This window comes from Pseudomonas purpurea (genome assembly GCF_039908635.1).
In the GTDB taxonomy this organism is placed as follows: domain Bacteria; phylum Pseudomonadota; class Gammaproteobacteria; order Pseudomonadales; family Pseudomonadaceae; genus Aquipseudomonas; species Aquipseudomonas purpurea.
In genome coordinates this window covers 2,394,106-2,416,121 of sequence record NZ_CP150918.1, presented here as the reverse complement: position 1 = coordinate 2,416,121, position 22,016 = coordinate 2,394,106, and the positions used below count along the sequence as shown (strand labels likewise).

General features: G+C 62.1%; 1 protein-coding gene and 2 pseudogenes. All 3 read right to left on the bottom strand.

The window, feature by feature from the left end; all coding sequences use genetic code 11:
• Positions 1-119: 119 nt before the first annotated feature.
• Positions 120-16,280: pseudogene (locus tag AABM54_RS10905) on the bottom strand (amino acid adenylation domain-containing protein); the annotation flags it as partial.
• A gap of 75 nt (positions 16,281-16,355) precedes the next feature.
• Positions 16,356-19,475, bottom strand: a pseudogene (locus AABM54_RS10900) (amino acid adenylation domain-containing protein); the annotation flags it as partial.
• 478 nt (positions 19,476-19,953) lie between these two features.
• Positions 19,954-21,657 (bottom strand): cyclic peptide export ABC transporter, encoded by a 1,704-nt coding sequence (locus tag AABM54_RS10895; protein WP_347905412.1) that lies wholly within the window; start codon positions 21,655-21,657, stop codon positions 19,954-19,956.
• Positions 21,658-22,016: the final 359 nt, after the last annotated feature.

Here is a 22,016-nt window from a genome sequence, read left to right as displayed (position 1 = left end):
GGCAGGCGTGGCTGACATGGGAAGTCGGGACAAGCCCGAAGGCCTTGCAGGAGGCGAGTCAGCCCGTGGGGCGCCGGCCAAATGGCCGGCGCCCTGGTGGACAGATCGAAGTTTCGAGGTCAGAGACGACGTTTGCGGCTGAGCGTTGGAATCGTGGTCTCGGGAACCGCCAGCCGTTGCACATGCCCCACGGCGTCGGCCATCTGCGCCAGCGTCGGCTGCCTGAGCAAGGCCCGAAGATCAGCATCCAGCCCTTGCTTGCGCATGCGTTCGGCCAGGCTGACCGCCAGCAACGAGTGCCCGCCCAACTCGAAGAAGTGGTCATGCCGCCCCACTCGCTCCACGTTGAGCAGCTCGGCCCAGAGCCGAGCCAGGGTGGTTTCGGTTTCCCCCACCGGCGCTTCGTAGCCCCGGGCGATCACCGACTCTTGGCCCGGCGCTGGCAACGCCTTGCGATCCAGTTTGCCGTTGGGGCTCAGTGGCCATGCATCAAGATGCACGAACACCGATGGCACCATGTAGTCCGGCATCTGCTCCAGCAAGTGGCTGCGCAAGGTGTCGATGGCCACACTGTCTCCCGCTGTCCGGGTGGTGTAATACGCCACCAGACGCATGTCGCCCGGCATGTCCTCGCGGGCCAGCACCAGCGCTTCTTGCACCTCGGGGAACTGACTCAGGCACGCCTGGATTTCACCCGGTTCGATTCGCAAGCCACGGATTTTCACCTGATCATCGGTTCGTCCCAGGTACTCGAGGTTGCCGTCCGCGCGGTAGCGCACCCTGTCGCCGGTGCGGTACATCCGTGCCTGCGAATCCTGGCTGAACGGGTCGCTGATGAACCGCTCGGCCGTCAGTTGCGCCAACCCCACATAACCCCTCGCGACGCCGACGCCGCCGATATGCAGGTGCCCTGTCACGCCGATGGGCACCGGCACATCGTGGGCGTCCAGCACGTACAGCCGTGTGTTGGCAATCGGCCGGCCGATTGGCAACTGAACATCCGGTATCGTCGCGCCCGGTTCAAGGGTCCAGACCGTGCTGTCGACCGTAGCTTCGGTGGGGCCATAAACGTTGTGCAAACGCACCTGCGGCAAGCGTTCCTGAACCCGTCGGGCCAGCGCGGCGGTGAGTTCACCACCGCCGCAGAACACGTCGGTCAGGCTGACGCACTGACTGACTTCGTCCAGCTCCAGAAATTGTTGCAACATCGCCGGCACGAACTGAATCACCGTGATGCGCTGCTCACGGATCAACTGCGCCATATAGGCCGGTTCGCGGTGACCGTCAGGACGGGCCAGCACCAACCGCATCCCGGTGGTGAGCGACCAGAAGAACTCCCAGACCGAGGCATCAAAACTGAACGGGGTTTTCTGCAACAGCGCAGCGTCCTGCGTGCCCCCGCACACCTGGGAACTCCAGTGCACCAGGTTATTGACCCCGCGATGCTCGACCATCACGCCCTTCGGTGTGCCGGTCGAACCCGAGGTGTAGATCACGTAGGCCAGGTGCGAGGCGGTCAATCCCGGAACCTGCGGATTGCTGACGGATTGCGCCTGCCAGGTCGGGTGATCCAGATCGATCACTGGCACCGTGGTCTTATCCAGCAAATCATGAGTGGTCCCTTGCACCAACACCGCGACCGGCGCGCTGTCCTGCAACATGTAAGCAATGCGTTCGCGCGGATAGCCGGGGTCCAGCGGCACGTAAGCGCCGCCCGCCTTGAGAATCCCCAGCAAGCCGATCACCAGTTCCGGCCCGCGTTCGACGCAGATTGCTACCCGTGAATCCGGCTGAACCCCCAGTTCGCTCAAGTGATGCGCCAACTGGTTGGCACGTTTGTTGAGGTCGTGGTAGGTCAGGCGTTGTTCACCGAAAAGCACCGCAGACGCATCCGGCGTCCGCAAGACCTGCGCCTCGAACAGACCGTGAAGGGTCTGCTCAAGAGGGAAATCGACGTCGGTGACGTTGAAGTCCACCAGCAACTGATTGCGTTCCTGCGCAGGCAATACCGGCAACCCTTGCAACGACTGTTGCGGGTTGTGTTCGAGGGCTTCGAGCAGCCCCTCCAACGCGACCTGCATGTAGCCAATCACTCGTTGTGCGCCTATCTCGACGAGGGTCTGGGCGCCTAATCTGAAGTCGTCTCCCAGGTCATCCACCGACAGGATCAACGGGTAACTTGCGTTGCCGTCGCGGCCCAGTATTTCAATACCTTGCCAGGCCCGCTGCGCCTGATCACCGCTGGACTGCGCACCATGGCGATAGTTGAGCAAGGCATTGAACAACGGCGTCGGTGCCGCAACCCCACTGCACCGCTGCGCCAGCGTCAGCGGCGCATGCTCGTGAGCCAGCAAGGCACTCAAGCGCACGTGGGTCGCTTTGACCGCAGCCTGTACGTTGTGCTCGCCCGGATTGACCCGCAGCGGCAAGGTATTGATGAACATGCCCAGCGTGCGATCAGCCCCTTCACCGGCCTGCAAACGGCCCAGCAGTACCGTGCCGAAGACCACGTCGTCGCGGCCCGAGACACTTCCCAGCACGTGCGCCCAGGCCAGGTGATACAGGCTCGCCGCACTCACCCCCAATCGCCGGGCCTGCACGCGCAGGCGCCGACTGAACGAGGCATCCAGCAGGTGCTCGCGCTCCTCGTAAATGCCACTGCCGGACTGCACACCAAACGCCAGCGTCGGCTCGTCGATGTCCCCCAGCATCTCGCGGAAAAACGCCTCGTGCTCTTTCCGGTGGGTGCCCAAACGGGTTTGGGCCACGTAGTTGCGGTACGGCATCGGGGGCGCCAAGTGGTGCGCCTGCCCCAACACGTGCGCTTCGATTTCTGCGACCAGAACACCCATGGAAGTCGCATCGTTGACCAGGTGATGGAACACCAGCATGCCGACCCAGCGGTTGTTCCCTGGGTCCTGGGCATACACCATGAACATCATCGGTGCCTGACGCAGATCCAGACGGTAACGACGCGGGTCGAAGCGCTCACGCAACTGATCCACGGTATCGCCCGCCGCCGGGTCCAGCGCCACTTCCTGCATCGTTAGCTCAGCCTTGCGCCAGACCACTTGCATCGGCACTTCGAGACGGTCCCAAACCAGACTGGTGCGCAAGATGTCGTGCCGGGCAATCACCCCTTGCAACGCCCGAACAAACGCGTCCAACCGTTCACGGTTGTCAAAGGCGAACATCGCATGTTGCTGGTACGGGTCGCCCTGCTCTGCGGTGATGTGGTGGTAAAGGATGCCTTCCTGCAACGGCGCCAAGGGGTAGATGTCCTGCACGTTGGCCACACCACCGGGGACGGTGGCGACGATGCGGTCGATGGCGTCCTGATTCAGGTCTGCCAGGGGCAACAGGTCCGGGGTGATCCGTGTGCAACCGGGCGGGATCAGGTTCGCCGGAACCTGGATTTCCCGACCACTGCCCACCGCAGCGGCCAGTGCCGCCAGCGTCGGTTGGCTGAACAACACCCGCACGTCGGCGCTCAACCCGGCCTGGCGCATACACTCGATCAGGCTCACCGCCAGCAGCGAGTGCCCGCCCAGTTCAAAAAAGTGATCATGGCGCCCGACTCGCTCGACCTTGAGCACCTCGGCCCAGATCTGCGCCAGGGTGGTTTCGACCTCGCCTTGCGGCGCTTCGTAGCCACGACGGATCAACGCGTCAAGGTCCGGGTCCGGCAGGGCCTTGCGGTCCAGTTTTCCGTTGGCGGTCAGCGGCAAGTTGTCCAGCCTCACATAAGCCGAGGGCAGCATGTAGTCCGGCAATATCGCTTGCAGTTGAGCCCTGAGCTGCTCGATCTCCAACGGCGTGTGTTCGGTGAAATACGCCACCAGTCGGCCGTCACGTACCAGCACCACGGCTTCTTTCACCGCGTCCAGTGCCGCCAGTTTGGTTTCGATTTCCCCCAGTTCGATACGCACGCCACGGATTTTCACCTGATCGTCATTGCGCCCCAGGTACTCGATGGTGCCGTCCGCCAGCCAACGTGCCAAGTCGCCGGTGCGGTACATCCGCGCTTGCGGATCGCTGCTGAACGGGTCTTGGAGGAAACGCTCGGCGGTCAGTTCCGGACGGTTCAAATAACCCCGCGCCACGCCCGCGCCACCGACATACAACTCACCCGCCACGCCCACCGGTACCGGGCGCATCTGCTCGTCGAGCAGGTACACCTTGGCGTTGGCCATCGGCTTGCCGATGTGCAGCGTCTGTCCGACTTCGATGCGGCCCGAGGTCGCCACGACGGTGGCTTCGGTCGGGCCATAGTTGTTGATCAGCTCGAAACGCTGGGCCTTGCTGAACTGCCGCAGGCGATCACCGCCGACCAGCAGCGTGCGCAGGGTCGGGTGTTCCAGGTGATGACTGAAGGCATATTCAGCCACCGGGGTGGGCAGGAAACTCACGTCCAATGGTTGCGCGCGCCACCAATTCAGCAGCGCATCAATATCTTCATTGCCGTCATGTGCAGGCGGCAGGTGCAGAGTCGCGCCGACGCACAAGGCTGGCCAGACTTCCCAGGCCATGGCGTCGAAGCCGAAACCGGCCACGCTGGAAGTGTGGCTACCGTGATGCAGGTTGAAGGCATCGCAATGCCAATTCACCAGGTTTTCCAAAGTGTGATGTTCGACCATCACACCCTTGGGCAAACCGGTGGAGCCGGAGGTATAGATCACGTAGGCCAGGTGTGCGGGCGTCAACCCGGCAACTTGCGGATTCGTGATGGGTTGGTCTTGCCAACGGTTGCGGTCCAGCTCAATGACCGGCACTGCCAGCACCGGCAACCGCGCCAGCAAATCCTGCTGCGTCAGCACCGCCACCGGGCCGCTGTCGCTGAGCAAATAGCTCAGGCGTTCGGCCGGATGGGACGGATCAACCGGCACGTAGCACGCGCCGGACTTGAGAATCGCCAGCAGCCCGACCAACGTGTCCAGCCCGCGCCGGGCAACGATGGCCACCCGGTCATCCGGTTGCACACCCAGGTCGCGCAGGTAATGAGCCAGTTGATTCGCGCACTGGTTGAGTTCGCGATAAGTCAGGTGTTGCTCGCCCTGACAGACCGCAAGGGCATCAGGTATGCGCACGACCTGAGCCTCGAACACAGCGTGAACAGTCTCGCCGTGTGGGTAGTCGACACGCGTGGCGTTGAAATCCACCAGCAGTTGCCGACGTTCGGCCGGCGGCAGGATCGACAAGTGATTCAGCGCGACCTGAGGTGTCTGCTCCAGTGCGTCAATCAGGGAGGCCAACGCGGCCTGCATGTAACCGCACATGCGCTGTGCGCCCGCGTGGGGAACCGCCAGCACGGTCAGGCTGAACCCATTACCGAGGTCATCGACGCTCAACGTCAACGGGTAATTGGTGCGCTCGTCGCCGCCCAGCGACTCGATACCCTCCCACATGTCCTGGCCGTCTTGCGCCGGTTCGTCCACCACACTGTGCCGGTAATTGAGTAAGGCACTGAACAGCGGAGACGGTGCCGCCACGCCGCTGCAACGCTGCGCCAGGGCCAACGACGCATGTTCATGGCCCAGTAACGCGGTCAGCCGCGCATGTGTGGCCTTGACGCCTGCCTGCACGCCGGTCTCACCCAGATTGACACGCAACGGCAGGGTGTTGATGAACATGCCCAGTGCTCGGTCAGCCCCTTCGCCGCCCTGCATACGGCCCATCAGTACGGTGCCGAACACCACCTCCTGCCTGTTGGACACTTGGCTGAGCACCTGCGCCCACGCCAGGTGGAACACGCTCGCCGCGCTCACGCCCAATTGCCGGGCCTGCGCCCGTACACGCAGGTTCAGTGCGGCCGGTACAGGTTGGGTCGCTTCCTCGATATCGTTGCCATCGCCCTGCACATCCTGCAAACCGAACGGCAACGTCGGTTCGTCAATGTCACTGAGCATCTCGCGGAAGAACATTTCATGGTCCTGCTCGCTGACACCCAATCGGGCCTGCGCCACATAGTTGCGGTAAGGCACCGCGGGCCCCAGAGACTCTGCCTGATCGAACAGGTACGCACGCATCTCCTGGCCCACCACCTCCATGGTCGTGTGATCCAGCGCCATGTGATGGAACAACAGGACGGCGACCACACGCTGATTGGCCTGATCGCAAGCAAACATCATGCGAATCAACGGCGCCTGGGTCACCTCCAGACGGTAATGCCGGGCGTCAAAGCGTGCATGCAGTTGGCCGAGAATGTCGCCGGCCGCAGGGTCCAGCAGCACCTCCTGCACGGTCAGCTCGGCTTGGCACCAGACCACTTGCATCGGCTGCTGCAAACCTTCCCAGACCACCCCGGTACGCAGGATGTCGTGGCGCTCGATGACCTTTTGCAAGGCCTGGGCAAATGCCTGCAAACGCTCAAGGCTGTCGAAAGCCATTTTCGATTGCAGCAGGTACGGATCGCCCTGCTCTGCGGTGATGTGGTGGTAGAGGATGCCTTCTTGCAACGGCGCCAGCGGATAAATGTCCTGCACGTTTGCCGCGCCACCGGGGACGGTGGCGACGATGCGGTCGATGGCGTCCTGATTCAGGTCTGCCAGGGGCAGCAGGTCCGGGGTGATCCGTTCGCAGTCCGGCGTTATACGGTTAGCCGGTACGATGACCTCGCGATACCCACCGACCGCAGCCGCCAACGCCGCCAGTGTTGGCTGGCTGAACAACACCCGCACGTCCGCACTTAAACCAGCCTGACGCATGCGTTCGATCAGGCTCACCGCCAGCAGCGAGTGCCCGCCCAGTTCGAAGAAATGATCATGGCGCCCGACCCGCTCGACCTTGAGCACCTCGGCCCAGATCTGCGCCAGGGTGGTTTCGACCTCGCCTTGCGGCGCTTCGTAGCCACGGCTGAGCATTGACGCCTGATCCGGGGCAGGCAAAGCCTTGCGGTCCAGCTTGCCGTTGGCGGTCAGTGGCAAGAACTCCAGTTTTACGTAGGCCGACGGCAGCATGTAGTCCGGCAATGTTGCTTGCAGTTGGGTCCTTAGCTGCTCGATTTCCAACGGCGTGTGTTCGGTGAAGTACGCCACCAGTCGGCCGTCACGCACCATCACCACGGCTTCTTTCACCGACTCCAGTGCCGTCAGTTTGGCTTCGATTTCCCCCAGTTCGATGCGCATGCCACGGATTTTCACCTGATCGTCATTGCGCCCCAGGTACTCGATGTTGCCGTCCGCCAGCCAGCGCGCCAGATCACCGGTGCGGTACATCCGCGCTTGCGGATCGTCGCTGAACGGGTCCTTGAGAAAGTGCTCGGCAGTCATCTGCGGACGGTTCAAATAACCCCGCGCCACGCCCGCACCACCGACATACAACTCACCCGCCACGCCCACCGGCACCGGGCGCATCTGCTCGTCGAGCAGGTAGACCTTGGCGTTGGCCATCGGCTTGCCGATGTGCAGCGTCTGTCCAGCCTCGATGCGCCCGGAGGTTGCGACGACGGTGGCTTCGGTCGGGCCATAGTTGTTGATCAGCGCGAAACGCTGGGCCTTGCTGAACTGCCGCAGGCGATCACCGCCCACCAGCAACGTGCGCAGGGTCGGGTGTTCCAGATCCTGGCTGAAGGCATATTCGGCCACCGGGGTCGGCAGAAAACTCACGTCCAATGGTTGCGCGCGCCACCAATTCAGCAGCGCATCAATATCTTCATTGCCGTCATGTGCGGGCGGCAGGTGCAGGGTCGCGCCGACGCACAAGGCTGGCCAGACTTCCCAAGCCATGGCGTCGAAGCCGAAACCGGCCACGCTGGAGGTGTGGCTACCGTGATGCAGGTTGAAGACATCGCAATGCCAGTTCACCAGGTTTTCCAGGGTGCGGTGTTCAACCATCACGCCTTTGGGCAAACCGGTGGAGCCGGAGGTGTAGATCACGTAGGCCAGGTGTGCAGGCGTCAGCCCGGCAACCTGCGGATTCGTAATGGGTTGGTCTTGCCAGCGGTTGCGGTCCAGCTCAATGACCGGCACGTCCAGCACCGGCAACCGCGCCAGCAAATCCTGCTGCGTCAGCACCGCCACCGGACCGCTGTCGCTGAGCAAATAGCTCAGGCGCTCAGCCGGATGGGACGGATCAATCGGTACATAACACGCGCCGGACTTGAGAATCGCCAGCAGCCCGACCAACGTGTCCAGCCCACGCCGGGCAACAATCGCCACCCGATCATCCGGCTGCACACCCAGGTCGCGCAGGTGATGAGCCAACTGATTAGCCTGTTGGTTCAACTGCCCGTAGCTCAGGCTCTGCCCTTGATAAAACGCCGCCATTGCCTGCGGATGTTTGGCGGCTTGCGCCTCGACGCGCTGGTGAATGGTCAACCCTTGCGGATAGTCGACGTGGGTGGTGTTGAAGTCCACCAGCAGTTGCTGACGTTCGGCCAGTGGCAGGATCGACAAGTGATTCAGCGCGACCTGAGGTGTCTGCGCCAAGGCGTGCACCAAGTGCTCCAGCGCCGTGTGCATATAGCCGCAGATCCGCCGCGCACCAATGGACGAAACCGCCATGGCCGTCAGGCCAAAGTCTTCGCCCCGATCATCAACGCTCAACGTCAGCGGATAGTTGGTCCGCTCTTGCGCACTCAGCACCTCAATCCCTTGCCAGGCACTGCGATGTTCGGCCGAGTCGTGCGCAACCGCGCTATGCCGGTAATTGAGTAATGCGCTGAACAATGGCGCCGGCGCGGCCACCCCGCTGCAACGTTGCGCAAGAGCCAGTGAAGCATGCTCATGGCCCAACAACGCCGTGAGCCGTGCGTGTGTCGCTCTGACACCTGCCTCCACACCTGTTTCATCTATATCTACACGCAGCGGCAAGGTGTTGATGAACATCCCCAGGGCATGTTCGGCGCCTTCGCCGCCCTGCATCCGGCCCAGCAACACGGTGCCAAACACCACCGACGCCTTGCCCGACACACCGGCCAGTACCTGCGCCCACGCCAGGTGGAACAGGCTGGCGGCACTCACCCCCAACGTGCGGGCCTGGGCACGCAGACGCTGGCCCAAATCGCGCTGCACCGGTTGTGAGACTTCCTCGATGTCGCTGCCGTCGCCCTGCACATCCTGCAAACCGAACGGCAACGTCGGCTCATCGACATCGCCCAGCATCTCGCGGAAGAACGTTTCGTGTTCCTGCTCACTGATGCCCAGACGCGTCTGCGCGACATAGTTGCGGTACGCAACCGCCTCGCCCAGCCGCGCCTGCTGGCCGAGCAGAAAGGCCCGTATCTCATGTTGCAACACGTCCAGCGCGACATGGTCCATCACCAGGTGATGGAACAGCAGCATCGCGACCACCCGCTGACGGGCCTCGTCCCGGGCATGCACCAGCCGCATCAACGGTGCCTGGGTGATGTCCAGCCGATAATGCCGAGGATCAAAACGGGCATGCAGTTGGGCCAGCACATCACCCGCTTTCAGGTCCGGCTCGACCGCCTCTCGGCCCAGCGGGGCCTGACGCCAGACCACTTGCACCGGCTGATCGAGGTTTTCCCAAACCATGGCGGTCCGAAGAATGTCATGCCGCCCGATCACGGCTTGCAACGCCTGGGCAAAAGCCTCCAGACGCTGTTCATTATCGAAGGCGAACTGCACCTGCATCACGTAAGGGTCACCTTGTGTGACCGAAAGGTGGTGATAAAGGATGCCAGCCTGCAACGGTGCCAACGGGTAAATATCCTGCACATTGGCAGTGCCGCCGGGGACAGTGGCGACGATGCGGTCAATGGCCGCTTGATTCAGATCCGCCAGCGGCAACAGCTCCGGGGTGATCCTTTCACAGCCCGGCGGGATGAGGTTGGCCGGCACCCGGATTTCCCGGCCACTGCCGACTGCCGCCGCCAATGCCGCCAGCGTCGGCTGGCCAAACAGCACCCGCACATCCGCCGACAATCCGCCCCGACGCATGCGCTCGATCAGGCTGACGGCCAGCAACGAATGCCCACCCAACTCGAAGAAGTGGTCATGACGCCCCACCCGTTCGACCTTGAGCAACTCGGCCCAGATCTGCGCGAGCGTGGTTTCCACATCACCTTGCGGCGCTTCGTAACCGCGCATGATCATCGCGCCCAGACCCGGTGCCGGCAAGGCCTTGCGGTCCAGCTTGCCGTTGGGACTCAACGGCAACGCATCGAGATGGACGAACACCGACGGCACCATGTACTCCGGCAGATGCTCCAGCAGATGGCTGCGCAGCGTCTCGATATTGAGGGCTTCAGCCGAGGCCTGAGTGGTGTAATACGCCACCAGACGCTTATCGCCCGGCACGTCTTCACGGGCCAGCACTACCGCTTCCTTCACCTCGGGGAACTGGGTCAGGCGCGCCTGGATTTCACCCAGTTCGATGCGCAGACCACGGATCTTCACCTGATCGTCGTTTCGTCCCAGGTACTCGATGTTGCCGTCCGCAAGGTAACGCGCGACGTCGCCGGTGCGGTACATCCGCGCATTGTTCACGCTGCTGAACGGGTCATTCAAGAAGCGTTCGGCGGTCAGCTCCGGGCGGTGCAGGTAACCGCGCGCCACTTGCACGCCGCCGATGTACAGCTCACCGACCACGCCTTGCGGCACCGGCTGTAGCTGCCCGTCGAGCAGGTACAGGCGGGTGTTGGCAATCGGTTTGCCAATGGGCGTGTTGTCCGGGGTCAGCTCCAAAGGACCGGCGCAGTTCCAGGCCGTCACGTCCACTGCCGCTTCGGTCGGGCCGTACAGGTTATGCAATTCAGAACCCGGCAACTGAACCTTGAAACGCCGCACCAGACTGCCCGGCAACGCTTCGCCGCTGCACATCACCCGCTTCAGCCCGGCGCATTGGCTGACATCGCCATGGGCCAAGAACACGTCGAGCATCGACGGCACGAAGTGCAGCGTGGTGATCTGTTCTGCGTGAATCACCTCGCACAGGTACGCAGGGTCCTTGTGCCCTTCCGGGCGCGCCATCACCAGCCGTGCGCCGGTGAACAACGGCCAGAAGAATTCCCAGACCGACACGTCAAAACTGAACGGGGTCTTTTGCAGCACGGCATCGGCAGACGTCAGGCGGTATTCGTCCTGCATCCACAACAAGCGGTTGACCACCGCGCCATGCTCGTTGATCACGCCTTTCGGTTGACCGGTGGAACCAGAGGTGTAGATGACGTAGACCAGATGCGCCGGAGTCAGCGCCGGAACCTGCGGATTGCTGACGGATTGCGCCTGCCAGGTCGGGTGATCCAGATCGATCACCGGCACGGCCACCTCGCCCAGCAGTTCACGGGTCGTGCCTTGCACCAGCACCGCCGCCGGAGCGCTGTCATGCAGCATGTAGGCGATGCGTTCCAGCGGATACGCCGGGTCCAGCGGTACGTAACCGCCGCCCGCCTTGAGGATCGCCAGCAAGCCAACCACCATATCCAGCCCGCGTTCGACACAGATCGCCACCCGCGAATCCGGGCCGACGCCCTGCAGGCGCAGGTGATGGGCCAGTTGATTGGCGCGCTGATTGAGTTCGCGGTAGGTCAGGCGCTGCTCGCCCGCCAGCACGGCTGGCGCATCCGGCGTGCGTTGCACCTGACTCTCGAACAGACCATGAATCGTTTGATTGAGTGGGTAATCGACGTCGGTGGCGTTGAGGTCAAACACCAGATACCGACGTTCGGCAGCGGGAAGCATCGGCAAGCGGTTCAGTGCGACCGGCGAATCCTGTTCCAGCGCCTCGACCAGTGATTCCAGTGCGGTCTGCACATAGCCGCAGATCCGCTGCGCACCGATCCGGGCAACCGTCATGGCGTTCAGGTTGAACCCGTCGCCCAGGTCATCCACGTTCAGCGTCAGTGGATAGTTGGTCCGCTCTTCGGCACTCAGCAGCTCAATCCCATGCCAGGCGTGGTGGTGGTGAATCGTATCGGTCGCGCTGTGCCGGTAGTTGAGCAACGCACTGAACAACGGCGACGGCGCGACCACACCACTGCAACGTTGCGCCAGCACCAACGGGGCATGTTCATGCCCCAGCAATGCGGTGAGCCGCGCATGGATTGCCTCGACACCCGCCCGGGCGCCTTGAGCCCCTACATCGATGCGTAACGGCAAGGTATTGATAAACAAACCCAAGGCTTGCTCGGTGCCTTCACCGCCCTGCATCCGGCCCAGCATCACGGTGCCAAACACCACGTGCTCCTTGCCCGATACGCCGGCCAGTACCTGCGCCCACGCCAGATGGAACAGGCTGGCAGCACTCACCCCCAACACGCGTGCCTGGGCGCGCAAGCGCTGGCTCACATCAGCCGGCACCCGTTGCGTCGCTTCCTCGATACCGCTGCCGTCGCCCTGCACATCCTGCAAACCGAACGGCAGGGTCGGCTCATCGACATCGCCCAGCATCTCGCGAAAGAACATCTCGTGTTCCTGTTCGCTAATGCCTAGGCGGGTCTGTGCCACATAGTTACGATACGGAACCGCCTCTCCCAGCAACGACTGCTGACCCAGCAAACCGACGCCTATCTCGTGCTGTAAAACCTCCAGCGCGACATGGTCCATCACCATGTGGTGAAACAGCAGCACGGCGACTACCCGCTGATTGGCCTCGTCCCGGGCATGCACCAGGCGCATCAACGGCGCCTGGGTGATGTCCAGCCGATAATGCCGGGGATCAAAACGGGCGTGCAGTCGAGTCAACACATCACCCGCTTTCGGGTCCGACTCAACCGCCTCTCGCCCCAGTGGGGCCTGACGCCAGACCACTTGCACCGGCTCATCGAGGCTTTCCCAGGTCATCGCGGTCCGGAGAATGTCATGACGCTCGATGACGGCCTGCAACGCTTGGGCGAAAGCCTCCAGGCGCTCGTCATTGTCGAAGGCAAATTGCACCTGCAGCACGTAGGGGTCGCCTTGCGTAACCGACAAGTGGTGATAGAGGATGCCGGCCTGCAACGGTGCCAGCGGGTAGATATCCTGCACGTTGCCCACGCCACCGGGCACCGTCGCCACGATGCGGTCGATGGCTGCTTGATCCAGGTCTGCCAGCGGCAGCAGGTCCGGGGTAATGTGCGTGCAACCAAACGGTATGCGGTTGACCGGCACGTCTATCTCTCGACCACCGCCCACCGCTGCCGCCAAAGCGGCCAGCGTCGGCTGGCCAAACAGTACTCGCACATCCGCCGACAACCCGGCCTGACGCATGCGTTCGATCAGGCTCACCGCCAGCAACGAGTGCCCGCCCAGTTCAAAGAAATGGTCATGGCGCCCCACCCGCTCCACCTTGAGCACATCGGCCCAGATCTGCGCCAAGACTGTTTCCACTTCGCCCTGCGGTGCTTCGTAGCGACGAGTCATCAGCGCGTCCTGGTCCGGCGCCGGCAACGCCCTGCGATCCAGCTTGCCGTTGGGGCTCAGGGGCAGCGCGTCAAGGTGCACATAAGCAGCAGGCACCATGTGTTCCGGCAACTGCGCCAGCAGATGAGCGCGCAACGCTTCGATTGCCGGGATCTGGCCCGCGACCCGAGGGGTGAAGTACGCGACCAGGCGCTCATCCCGCGCCAGCACTACCGCCTCCCGCACCGCCGGGTGCGCCGCCAGAAGGGCTTCGATTTCGCCCAGTTCCAGGCGCACGCCTCGCAACTTCACCTGGAAGTCGTTGCGACCGAGAAATTCCAGGTTCCCGTCGGGGCGATAGCGCACCAGATCACCGGTGCGGTACAACCGGTCGCCAGCCACGAACGGACTGTCGATGAAGCGTTCCGCCGTCAATTGTGGCAAGCCCACATAGCCCCTCGTGACCCCGACGCCGCCGATATGCAGGTGTCCGCTCACACCCAGCGGCACCGGCGCGTCGTGGGCGTCCAGCACGTACAACCGTGTATTGGCAATCGGCCGGCCGATTGGCAACTGAACATCCGGTATCGTCGCGCCCGGTTCAAGGGTCCAGACCGTGCTGTCGACCGTAGCTTCGGTGGGGCCATAAACGTTGTGCAAACGCACCTGCGGCAAGCGTTCCTGAACCCGTCGGGCCAGCGCGGCGGTGAGTTCACCACCGCCACAGAACACGTCGGTCAGGCTGACGCACTGGCTGACTTCGTCCAGCTCCAGAAATTGTTGCAACATCGCCGGCACGAACTGAATCACCGTGATGCGCTGCTCACGGATCAACTGCGCCATATAGGCCGGTTCGCGGTGACCGTCAGGACGGGCCAGCACCAAGCGCATCCCGGTGGTGAGCGGCCAGAAGAACTCCCAGACCGAGGCATCGAAACTGAACGGGGTTTTCTGCAACAGCGCAGCGTCTTGCGTGCCCCCGCACACCTGGGAACTCCAGTGCACCAAGTTATTGACCCCGCGATGCTCGACCATCACGCCCTTCGGTGTGCCGGTCGAACCCGAGGTGTAGATCACGTAGGCCAGGTGCGAGACGGTCAATCCCGGAACCTGCGGATTGCTGACGGATTGCGCCTGCCAGGTCGGGTGATCCAGATCGATCACTGGCACCGTGGTCTTATCCAGCAAATCATGAGTGGTCCCTTGCACCAACACCGCGACCGGCGCGCTGTCCTGCAACATGTAAGCAATGCGTTCGCGCGGATAGCCGGGGTCCAGCGGCACGTAAGCGCCGCCCGCCTTGAGAATCCCCAGCAAGCCGATCACCAGTTCCGGCCCGCGTTCGACGCAGATTGCTACCCGTGAATCGGGCTTTACACCCAACTGACGCAGATGACGAGCCAGTTGATTGGCGCGTTCGTTGAGTTCGCGGTAGGTCAGTTGCTGTTCACCGGCCAGCAGTGCCACCGAGTCCGGGGTGCGTCGAACCTGCGCCTCGAACAACGCGTGAATCGTCTGGTCGCAGGGGTAATCCGTTTCGGTGGCATTAAGCTCAAACAGCACCTGCTGGCGCTCGGTCGCCACAAGAACCGGCACGCTGTGCAACGGTGTTTGCAGGCCATGTTCAAGGGTCTCGACCAACCCTTGCAGCGCGGTATGCAGGTAACCAAGGATCCGTTGCGCCCCGACGTCCCTGGGCGCAACGGCGCTCAACTTGAATCCTTCACCCAGGTCATCCACCGACACGATCAGCGGGTAGCTGACAACCTCCTCGCTGCCCAGCAGTTCAATGCCCTGCCAGGCCCGCAATGCGCCCCCCTCATCCGATACCCCGCCATGACGGTAGTTGAACAAGGTGTTGAACAGCGGCGTCGGCGCCGCGACACCGCTGCAACGCTGGGCCAACGCCAGGGAGGCATGTTCGTGGGCCAACAAGGCGTTCAATCGTGCGTGCGTGGCCTTCACCGCAGCTTGCACACTGTGTTCGCCCAGGTTGACCCGCAGGGGCAAGGTATTGATGAACATGCCCAGGGCGCGATCCGCCCCTTCACCGGCCTGCAAGCGCCCCAACAGCACGGTGCCGAAAACCACATCGTCGCGGCCCGCCAGGCAACCGACGACCCGAGCCCAGGCCAAGTGACACACACACGCGGCACTGACGCCCAGTTGCCGGGCCTGCCCCCGCAAGCGCTGGCTGAGCGAAGCCTCCAGCAGGGCGTGGCCTTCTTCATGATCGCCGTGATCGTGGTGCAGACCGAGCGCCAGCGTCGGCTCGTCGACATCGCTCAACTGTTGACGGAAAAACGCTTCGTGTTCCTCCTGGCTGACGCCCCACCGCGCCTGGGCCACGTAGTTGCGATACGGCACGGGTGGCGCCAGATCCTGCTCCCGGCCCTGCATGTGAGCCGCGACCTCCTCGATCAACACACCCAGCGATGTCGCATCGTTAACCAGATGATGGAACACCAGCATGCCGACCCAACGCGTGTTTGCCGGGTCTTCGGCATAGCAGACACGCATCATCGGTGCCCGGCGAATACCCAGGACGAAGTGACGCGGATCGAGACGCTCGCGCAACTGCTCGACGATATCCCCGGCCCCAGGCTCCAGTGCAATCGGATCAGCACTCAACCTGGCCTCGCGCCAGACCACTTGCATGGGCTGCGCGATCCCCTCCCAGACCAGGCTGGTACGCAGGATGTCGTGCCGCGAGACCACCGCTTGCAACGCCTGCACAAAAGCGTGCAGCCGAGCCTCATCCTCAAAGGCGAACAGTGCGTGTTGCTGATAGGGGTCGCTTTCTTCGGCACTCAGGTGGTGATAAAGCAGACCTTCCTGCAACGGCGCCAGCGGATAAATCTCCTGCACGTTAGCCGCACCGCCGGGCACCGTCGCCACGATGCAATCGATGGACGCCTGGTCCAGTTCTGCCAGTGACAGTTGATCCGGGGTAATGCGTGTGCAATCGACCGGGATGCGATTGGCCGGCACTTCGACTTCCGTGCCACCGTCGGTCGCGGCCGCCAGTGCCGCCAACGTTGGCTGAGTGAACAGCACACGCACGTCAGCACTCAGCCCGGCCCGACGCATGCGCTCGATCAGATTCACCGCCAACAGCGAGTGCCCGCCCAGCTCGAAAAAGTGGTCGTGACGCCCCACGCGCTCCACATTCAGCAGTTCGGCCCACAACCTGGCCAGCGTGATTTCCCTGATACCCACCGGGGCCTCGTATTCGCGGCAGACAAAAGCCTCGGCCTGCGGCATGGGCAGGGCTCTTCGATCAAGCTTGCCATTGGGCGACAACGGCAGTGTTTCGAGCCGCACATAGGCGGCGGGAATCATGTAGTCCGGCAACAAGCCTTGCAGGTAACGGCGTAATGCATCGACATCCGGCAACGCTTGGCCGGGGTACGCCGTAAAGTACGCCACCAATCGCTTGTCACCCGCGACCTCTTCGCGAACCACCACCGCCGCTTCGCGTACGCCTGGGTGCCGGGCCAACCGGGCTTCGACCTCGCCCGGTTCGACACGAAAACCACGGATCTTGATCTGGCCGTCGTTGCGCCCCAGGTACTCGATATCACCGTTGGCCTGGTAACACCCCAAGTCTCCGGACTGGTACAGACGCGCCGAACCTTCGCCGACAAACGGGTCGACGATGAAACGCTCGCGGGTCAGGTCTTCGCGGTTCAGGTAGCCACGGGCCACGCACGCACCGCCGATGTAGATCTCCCCGGCAACGCCTGGCGGGACCGGCTGAAGCTGCTCATCCAGCAGATGGATGCGGGTATTGGCCACTGGCTGCCCGATCGATGGCAGGACGGGCCACCCTGTCGCGTCGCCCGCAAGCGTCAGCGCCGTGGTCACGTGGGACTCGGTGGGGCCGTAGTGGTTATGCAGGCGACAACCTTGCAGACCCCGGAAGAAGGTGCGCATGGGTTCGGTGATGCGCAGTTGCTCACCGGCGGTAATCACATCGGCCAACGCACACGGCAATTGACTCAACTGCTCGTCACCGACCACCGTTTCCGTCAGCGCTTGCAGCGCGATGCACGGCAGATACAGGCGTTCGATGCGGTGCTCGCAGATATGCTGGAACAGGTGTCGGAAATTCAGCCGGATGTCGGCATGGATCATCGACAGTTCACCACCGGCACACAGGGTGCTGAACACCTCCTGGAACGCCACATCAAAACCCAGTGCGGCGAATTGCAGCGTGCGCTGTGCCCCTCGACCTTGTTGGGTCGCCTGATCAAGCTGCCATTGCATCAGATTGACCAGCGGCCCGTGAGGCATGGCCACACCCTTGGGCTGCCCCGTAGAACCCGAGGTGTAGATCACGTAGGCCAGGGCTGCGTGGGACAAACCGCCGACATCGGGATTGGAGCGTGACTGACGGCCGATTTCCTCGGCATCGCGTCCCTGGGCGTCGAGCAGCAGCACAGGGGCCGCCGTTTGGCTCAGGCGCTCAAGCAAGGCCTGTTGCGTCAGCAACACCGTGGGGGCGCTGTTTTCGATCATGTAGGTGAGTCGTTCGCTCGGGTACTCCGGGTCCAGCGGTACATAACCGGCACCCGCCTTGAGAATCCCGAGCAGGCCGACGACCATCTCAAGCCCACGCTCGACACAGATTGCCACCCGGTCATCGGGGCGAACCCCCATGGCCAACAGCCGATGAGCGACCTGGTTGGCGCGTGCATTCAATTCGCCGTAGCTCAGCGTCAGGCCGGCATACGTCACCGCCGTGGCATGAGGCCGGGCCGCGACCTGCGCCTCGATCAATTGATGAAGAGTCTGGTCGCCGGGGTAGGCCTTTTCGGTCGCGTTCCATTGACGCAGCCGCTCGGCTTCAGCAGGCGTCATCAGGGTGAAATGGCGGATAGACCCATCGGGGGCTTCCAGCCCCTGCTCCAGGACACCGGTAAAACGTTCGGCCAGCGACTCGATCTCGGTGCGCTCAAAGTACGCCTCGTTGTAGACGTAATGGGCCCATGCCTTGTCGTGGTAACTGTTGGTGCGCAAGTGCAGGGTCAGCGGCGTTTGCTCGTGGTTGTTCGAGACTTTCACCGAATGTGCCAGGGCCTGACCGTAGCGATAATCGTGGTCCTCCTGTTCATAAGAAACCGACAGATCAAACAGCTGCGCACGATCATCGCGCAGCAGCCCAAGGGCACGGTTCATCTCGCTCAAGGGGAAGCGCTGATGACGAAAGTCCTGCCTGAGCACATCGCGCACCGCACGAATCAGTTCGCCGAACGACAGGTCATTGCTGAAGCGCAATCGCACCGCACTGACCTGGGTGAACAACCCCAGGGTGGACTTGAACCCGGCGTTGGGACGATTGAGGATCGGCAGCCCCACCACCCACTCGTCGCGCTGCGTCGTGCGGGTGAAGTAGACATACAACGCGGCCAGCAACACGTGGAAAGGCGACGCCTGATACGTTTTCGCCAACTGCCCCATTCGCTCGTGCAGGACAACCGGAAACGGCCGCACGACAGTGCTGCTCGGTGCAATGCCATCGACATGGCGGTCTCGATAACGTGGCACCAACAAGGGCTCGGGGACCGTCTGGTACTTGTCCAGCCAGTAAGCCCGGTCGCGGGCGTAACGCGCAGAGTGGTGATAGCGGTGATCGTCGTGAATGAAATCGATATAAGACGCTGCCGACAGATCAGGCTCGCCTTCCTGTTCCAGTGCGCTATAGAGACTCCCCAGAGACTGCAGCATCTGGCCGAATCCCCACCCGTCGAGGATGAGGTGATGCGCCTGGGTACCCAGGAAGAAATGCTCGTCTTCAAGCTTGATCAGGAAAAAGCGGAACAAGGGGCCGGTATCCAGCGGATAGGGCAACGCCATCTGTTGCTGCATCAAGACCTGCGCGGCCGCCAGCGGATCGGGCTGCGTCGAGAAGTCGTGCAACGGAACCCGGACCGGTAGCGCGTGGGCAAAGGACTGTAGCGGTACGCCGTCGGGGCCGGAATCGGCCAGCAGCACGGTGCGCAAGGCGTCATGTTTTTCCACCAGCAACTCGACCGCATGCTGAATCACCGCAGGACACACATGCCCATTGATTTCAATGTATCCACCGATGTTGTAGAGCGGCGAGTCGCCACGGCTTACCTGATCGAGCCAGATATCGCGCTGGGCTGCGGTCAGGGAGAATGTCTGCGGGATCAGAAGCGTGTGATTCATGCCTTGTTCCCCCGAGCAGAATGACTGGCCTCTGAACGCTTCGAAATCAGGGCCGGACACGCCGACTTTTCACTACATGGATCGCTTGAAGAAGTCCCTTTCGCGATCACGTCGCCCACAACGGCTGCAGAAAAAAGTTCCATAAGATCCTTCTCGGTGATTTATTCGTGCGTTGCGCAAAGCACATCGACGTTGGCAGTTGATTCGAATTCAATGGGGTCATGCCGCGCGCCCTCCCCCCATCGGCGCGTACCTGCGCAACGGTCAGAAATGGCAAAACGGAATAACCCCGGTAGAGGTATCGACGAATTTAAACACCGGCCCTGCGGCCCGTATGACACCTGAAACCCGGACAGTAAAATCCAATGCCTTCGACTGCTCGGGCACCCAGGTCAGGAACGGATTTCAGGGCACTGCACATGACTGCGCCCGCGCCCCATCAGAAGTTGATGGGGCACGGGCGCAGGGGCGTTGAGGCTCAGGCGCGCTTGTCGCGCACGGCCAGTGTGACGTCGGAAACGATCTGGCCTTCCGACAATTTGATAATCCGGTCAGCCAACTGGAAGTACTGATCGTCGTGGGTAATGATCAAGACCGTTTTGCCGCGACGCTTGAGATCCGGCAGCAGCTCTTCGTAAAAGAAGCGCTTGAACGGTGGGTCCTGATCCGCCGCCCACTCGTCCAGCACATAGACCGAACGGTCCTCCATGTAGGCACAGACCAGCGCCAGGCGCTTTTGCTGACCATATGACAAGGCTTTGGTGGTCGAGAAGCCAAGCCCCTCGATATCAATCTTGTCCTCCAGCTCCAGGGTCGCAAGGTACTTGCGTGCCAGCACCGGACTGGCCTCGTCGCCTTCCGGGCCGATGAGCCGGTTGAACAGATGAAAGTCGCTGAAGACCGCCGAAAACAGGTCGCGGTAGTCGCTGCGCGACGCTTCGGTAATCGCTACGCCATCGAGCAATATCTGCCCCGCCTGGGCAACGTACAACCCGCAAAGCGCCTTCACCAGCGTGCTCTTGCCACTGCCGTTGCCGCCGACGATATAGATCAATTCCCCCGCACGAATGCTCAGGTCGATCGGCCCCAACGCAAAACCGCTGCGCTTATCGGCCTGCGATCCCTGATAGTTCATCACCACGCCTTTGAGTTCGATCTTGCCCCAGTGTTTTTTATGATCGAGGCGCAACACGTTGGCGGTTTCCGGCTCGTCGATATCCGGGTGATGATCGTTGATGAAGAACCCGAATTCGGCCAGGCGCTCAGCAGCAATGCGCCCTTGCGCCATGACCGGCATCGACCCGATCAGCAGGCCCAGCGGCCCCAATATGTACAACACGGTCAGCACGCTGGCGGTCATGACCTGGCTGTCGACCACCACCAGCAGCGGCAACGCGAACACGAGACAACCAATCAGCAGCGATTGAGTCATCAGCCCCACATTCTCGGCACACACGAACCACACACGCTCAATGAATTTGTAGCGCGCCACACGCGTCGAGGAGACCTGAATAGCCGCGCGACCGAACCAGCGACGACGAATGCCGTTGAGCTTCAACTCCTTCAAGCCAAACACCAGCGAATGGGTGTGTTCATTGAAGGCCGTGAACTCGTCACGTACACGATTAGTGAACTTCACGCCCCCCAGGAAAAAGAAGATGTACAACGCCACCCCCACTATCAACAAGCAGGCCGTGACGGCAAATACCATCCAGGACAAATAAGCCAGGTAGGCCAGACCGAAGATAAACACGGCCGATTCAACCAGCACCACCGGCGCCACCAGCAGCGTCATGTTCAGTTGGGGAATGTCGTTGGTCAGCAAGGTCAGGACGTTGGGGGGGCCGCGCCGGTCCACGTCTTCCAGCGACGAGGCCAGAATCTTTTGGCACAGGGCAATACGCAGACGGGTCATCAACTGCATGCTGGCATAGGCCGGAAAGAGGTTTGCACCATTGCGCAGAATCAATGCCGCCACACTCAGCCCAATAAACCAGTACAACGACTGCAAACGCGAGCCTTCTTCATAAATGGCCCGGTTGATCACATTGATCACCGAAATTGCCGCCACGCCACTGGCAATACCGGTCACGACCGTAAGGAACGCCAACCAGGGATGATGCTTCCAGAGCAGGCGCAAGACCGAGCCGGCCCTGGGCTTCTTCTCTTGCTCGTTATTCATTCATTCGTACCCTCAGAGGAACTCTGCGACCTGGCGTTTGGGTCGCGGCCTGTTACGCAAACCACGCCGTGCAAGCGTGCCAAGGCATCAAGTTTACGCAGTAGCCACGAGCCAACTGTCCCGGAAACCGGGTACAAAATGTGCGGGCATCCCAAACATCCCGGCCTCTCACGCCCACATTCCCCCTGAGGGATGCGGCGAACAACAGACGGGGCCCCAGTGAATCCCTTCCTCGGTGCCCTGACATTCGGTTCTGACGGTTACGTGTAGTAGTTTTCCAAAAGATCGCTAAGGAAACGCTTAAAGAGACGTAGGAAATCAACTACAGCGCGCTGACCACTATTTCCTTCTGACAGGCG

What these genes read in the sequence shown, in the direction of transcription:
- AABM54_RS10895 (WP_347905412.1), bottom strand. Translation starts at nt 21,657, where the DNA reads ATGAATAACGAGCAAGAGAAGAAGCCCAGGGCCGGCTCGGTCTTGCGC.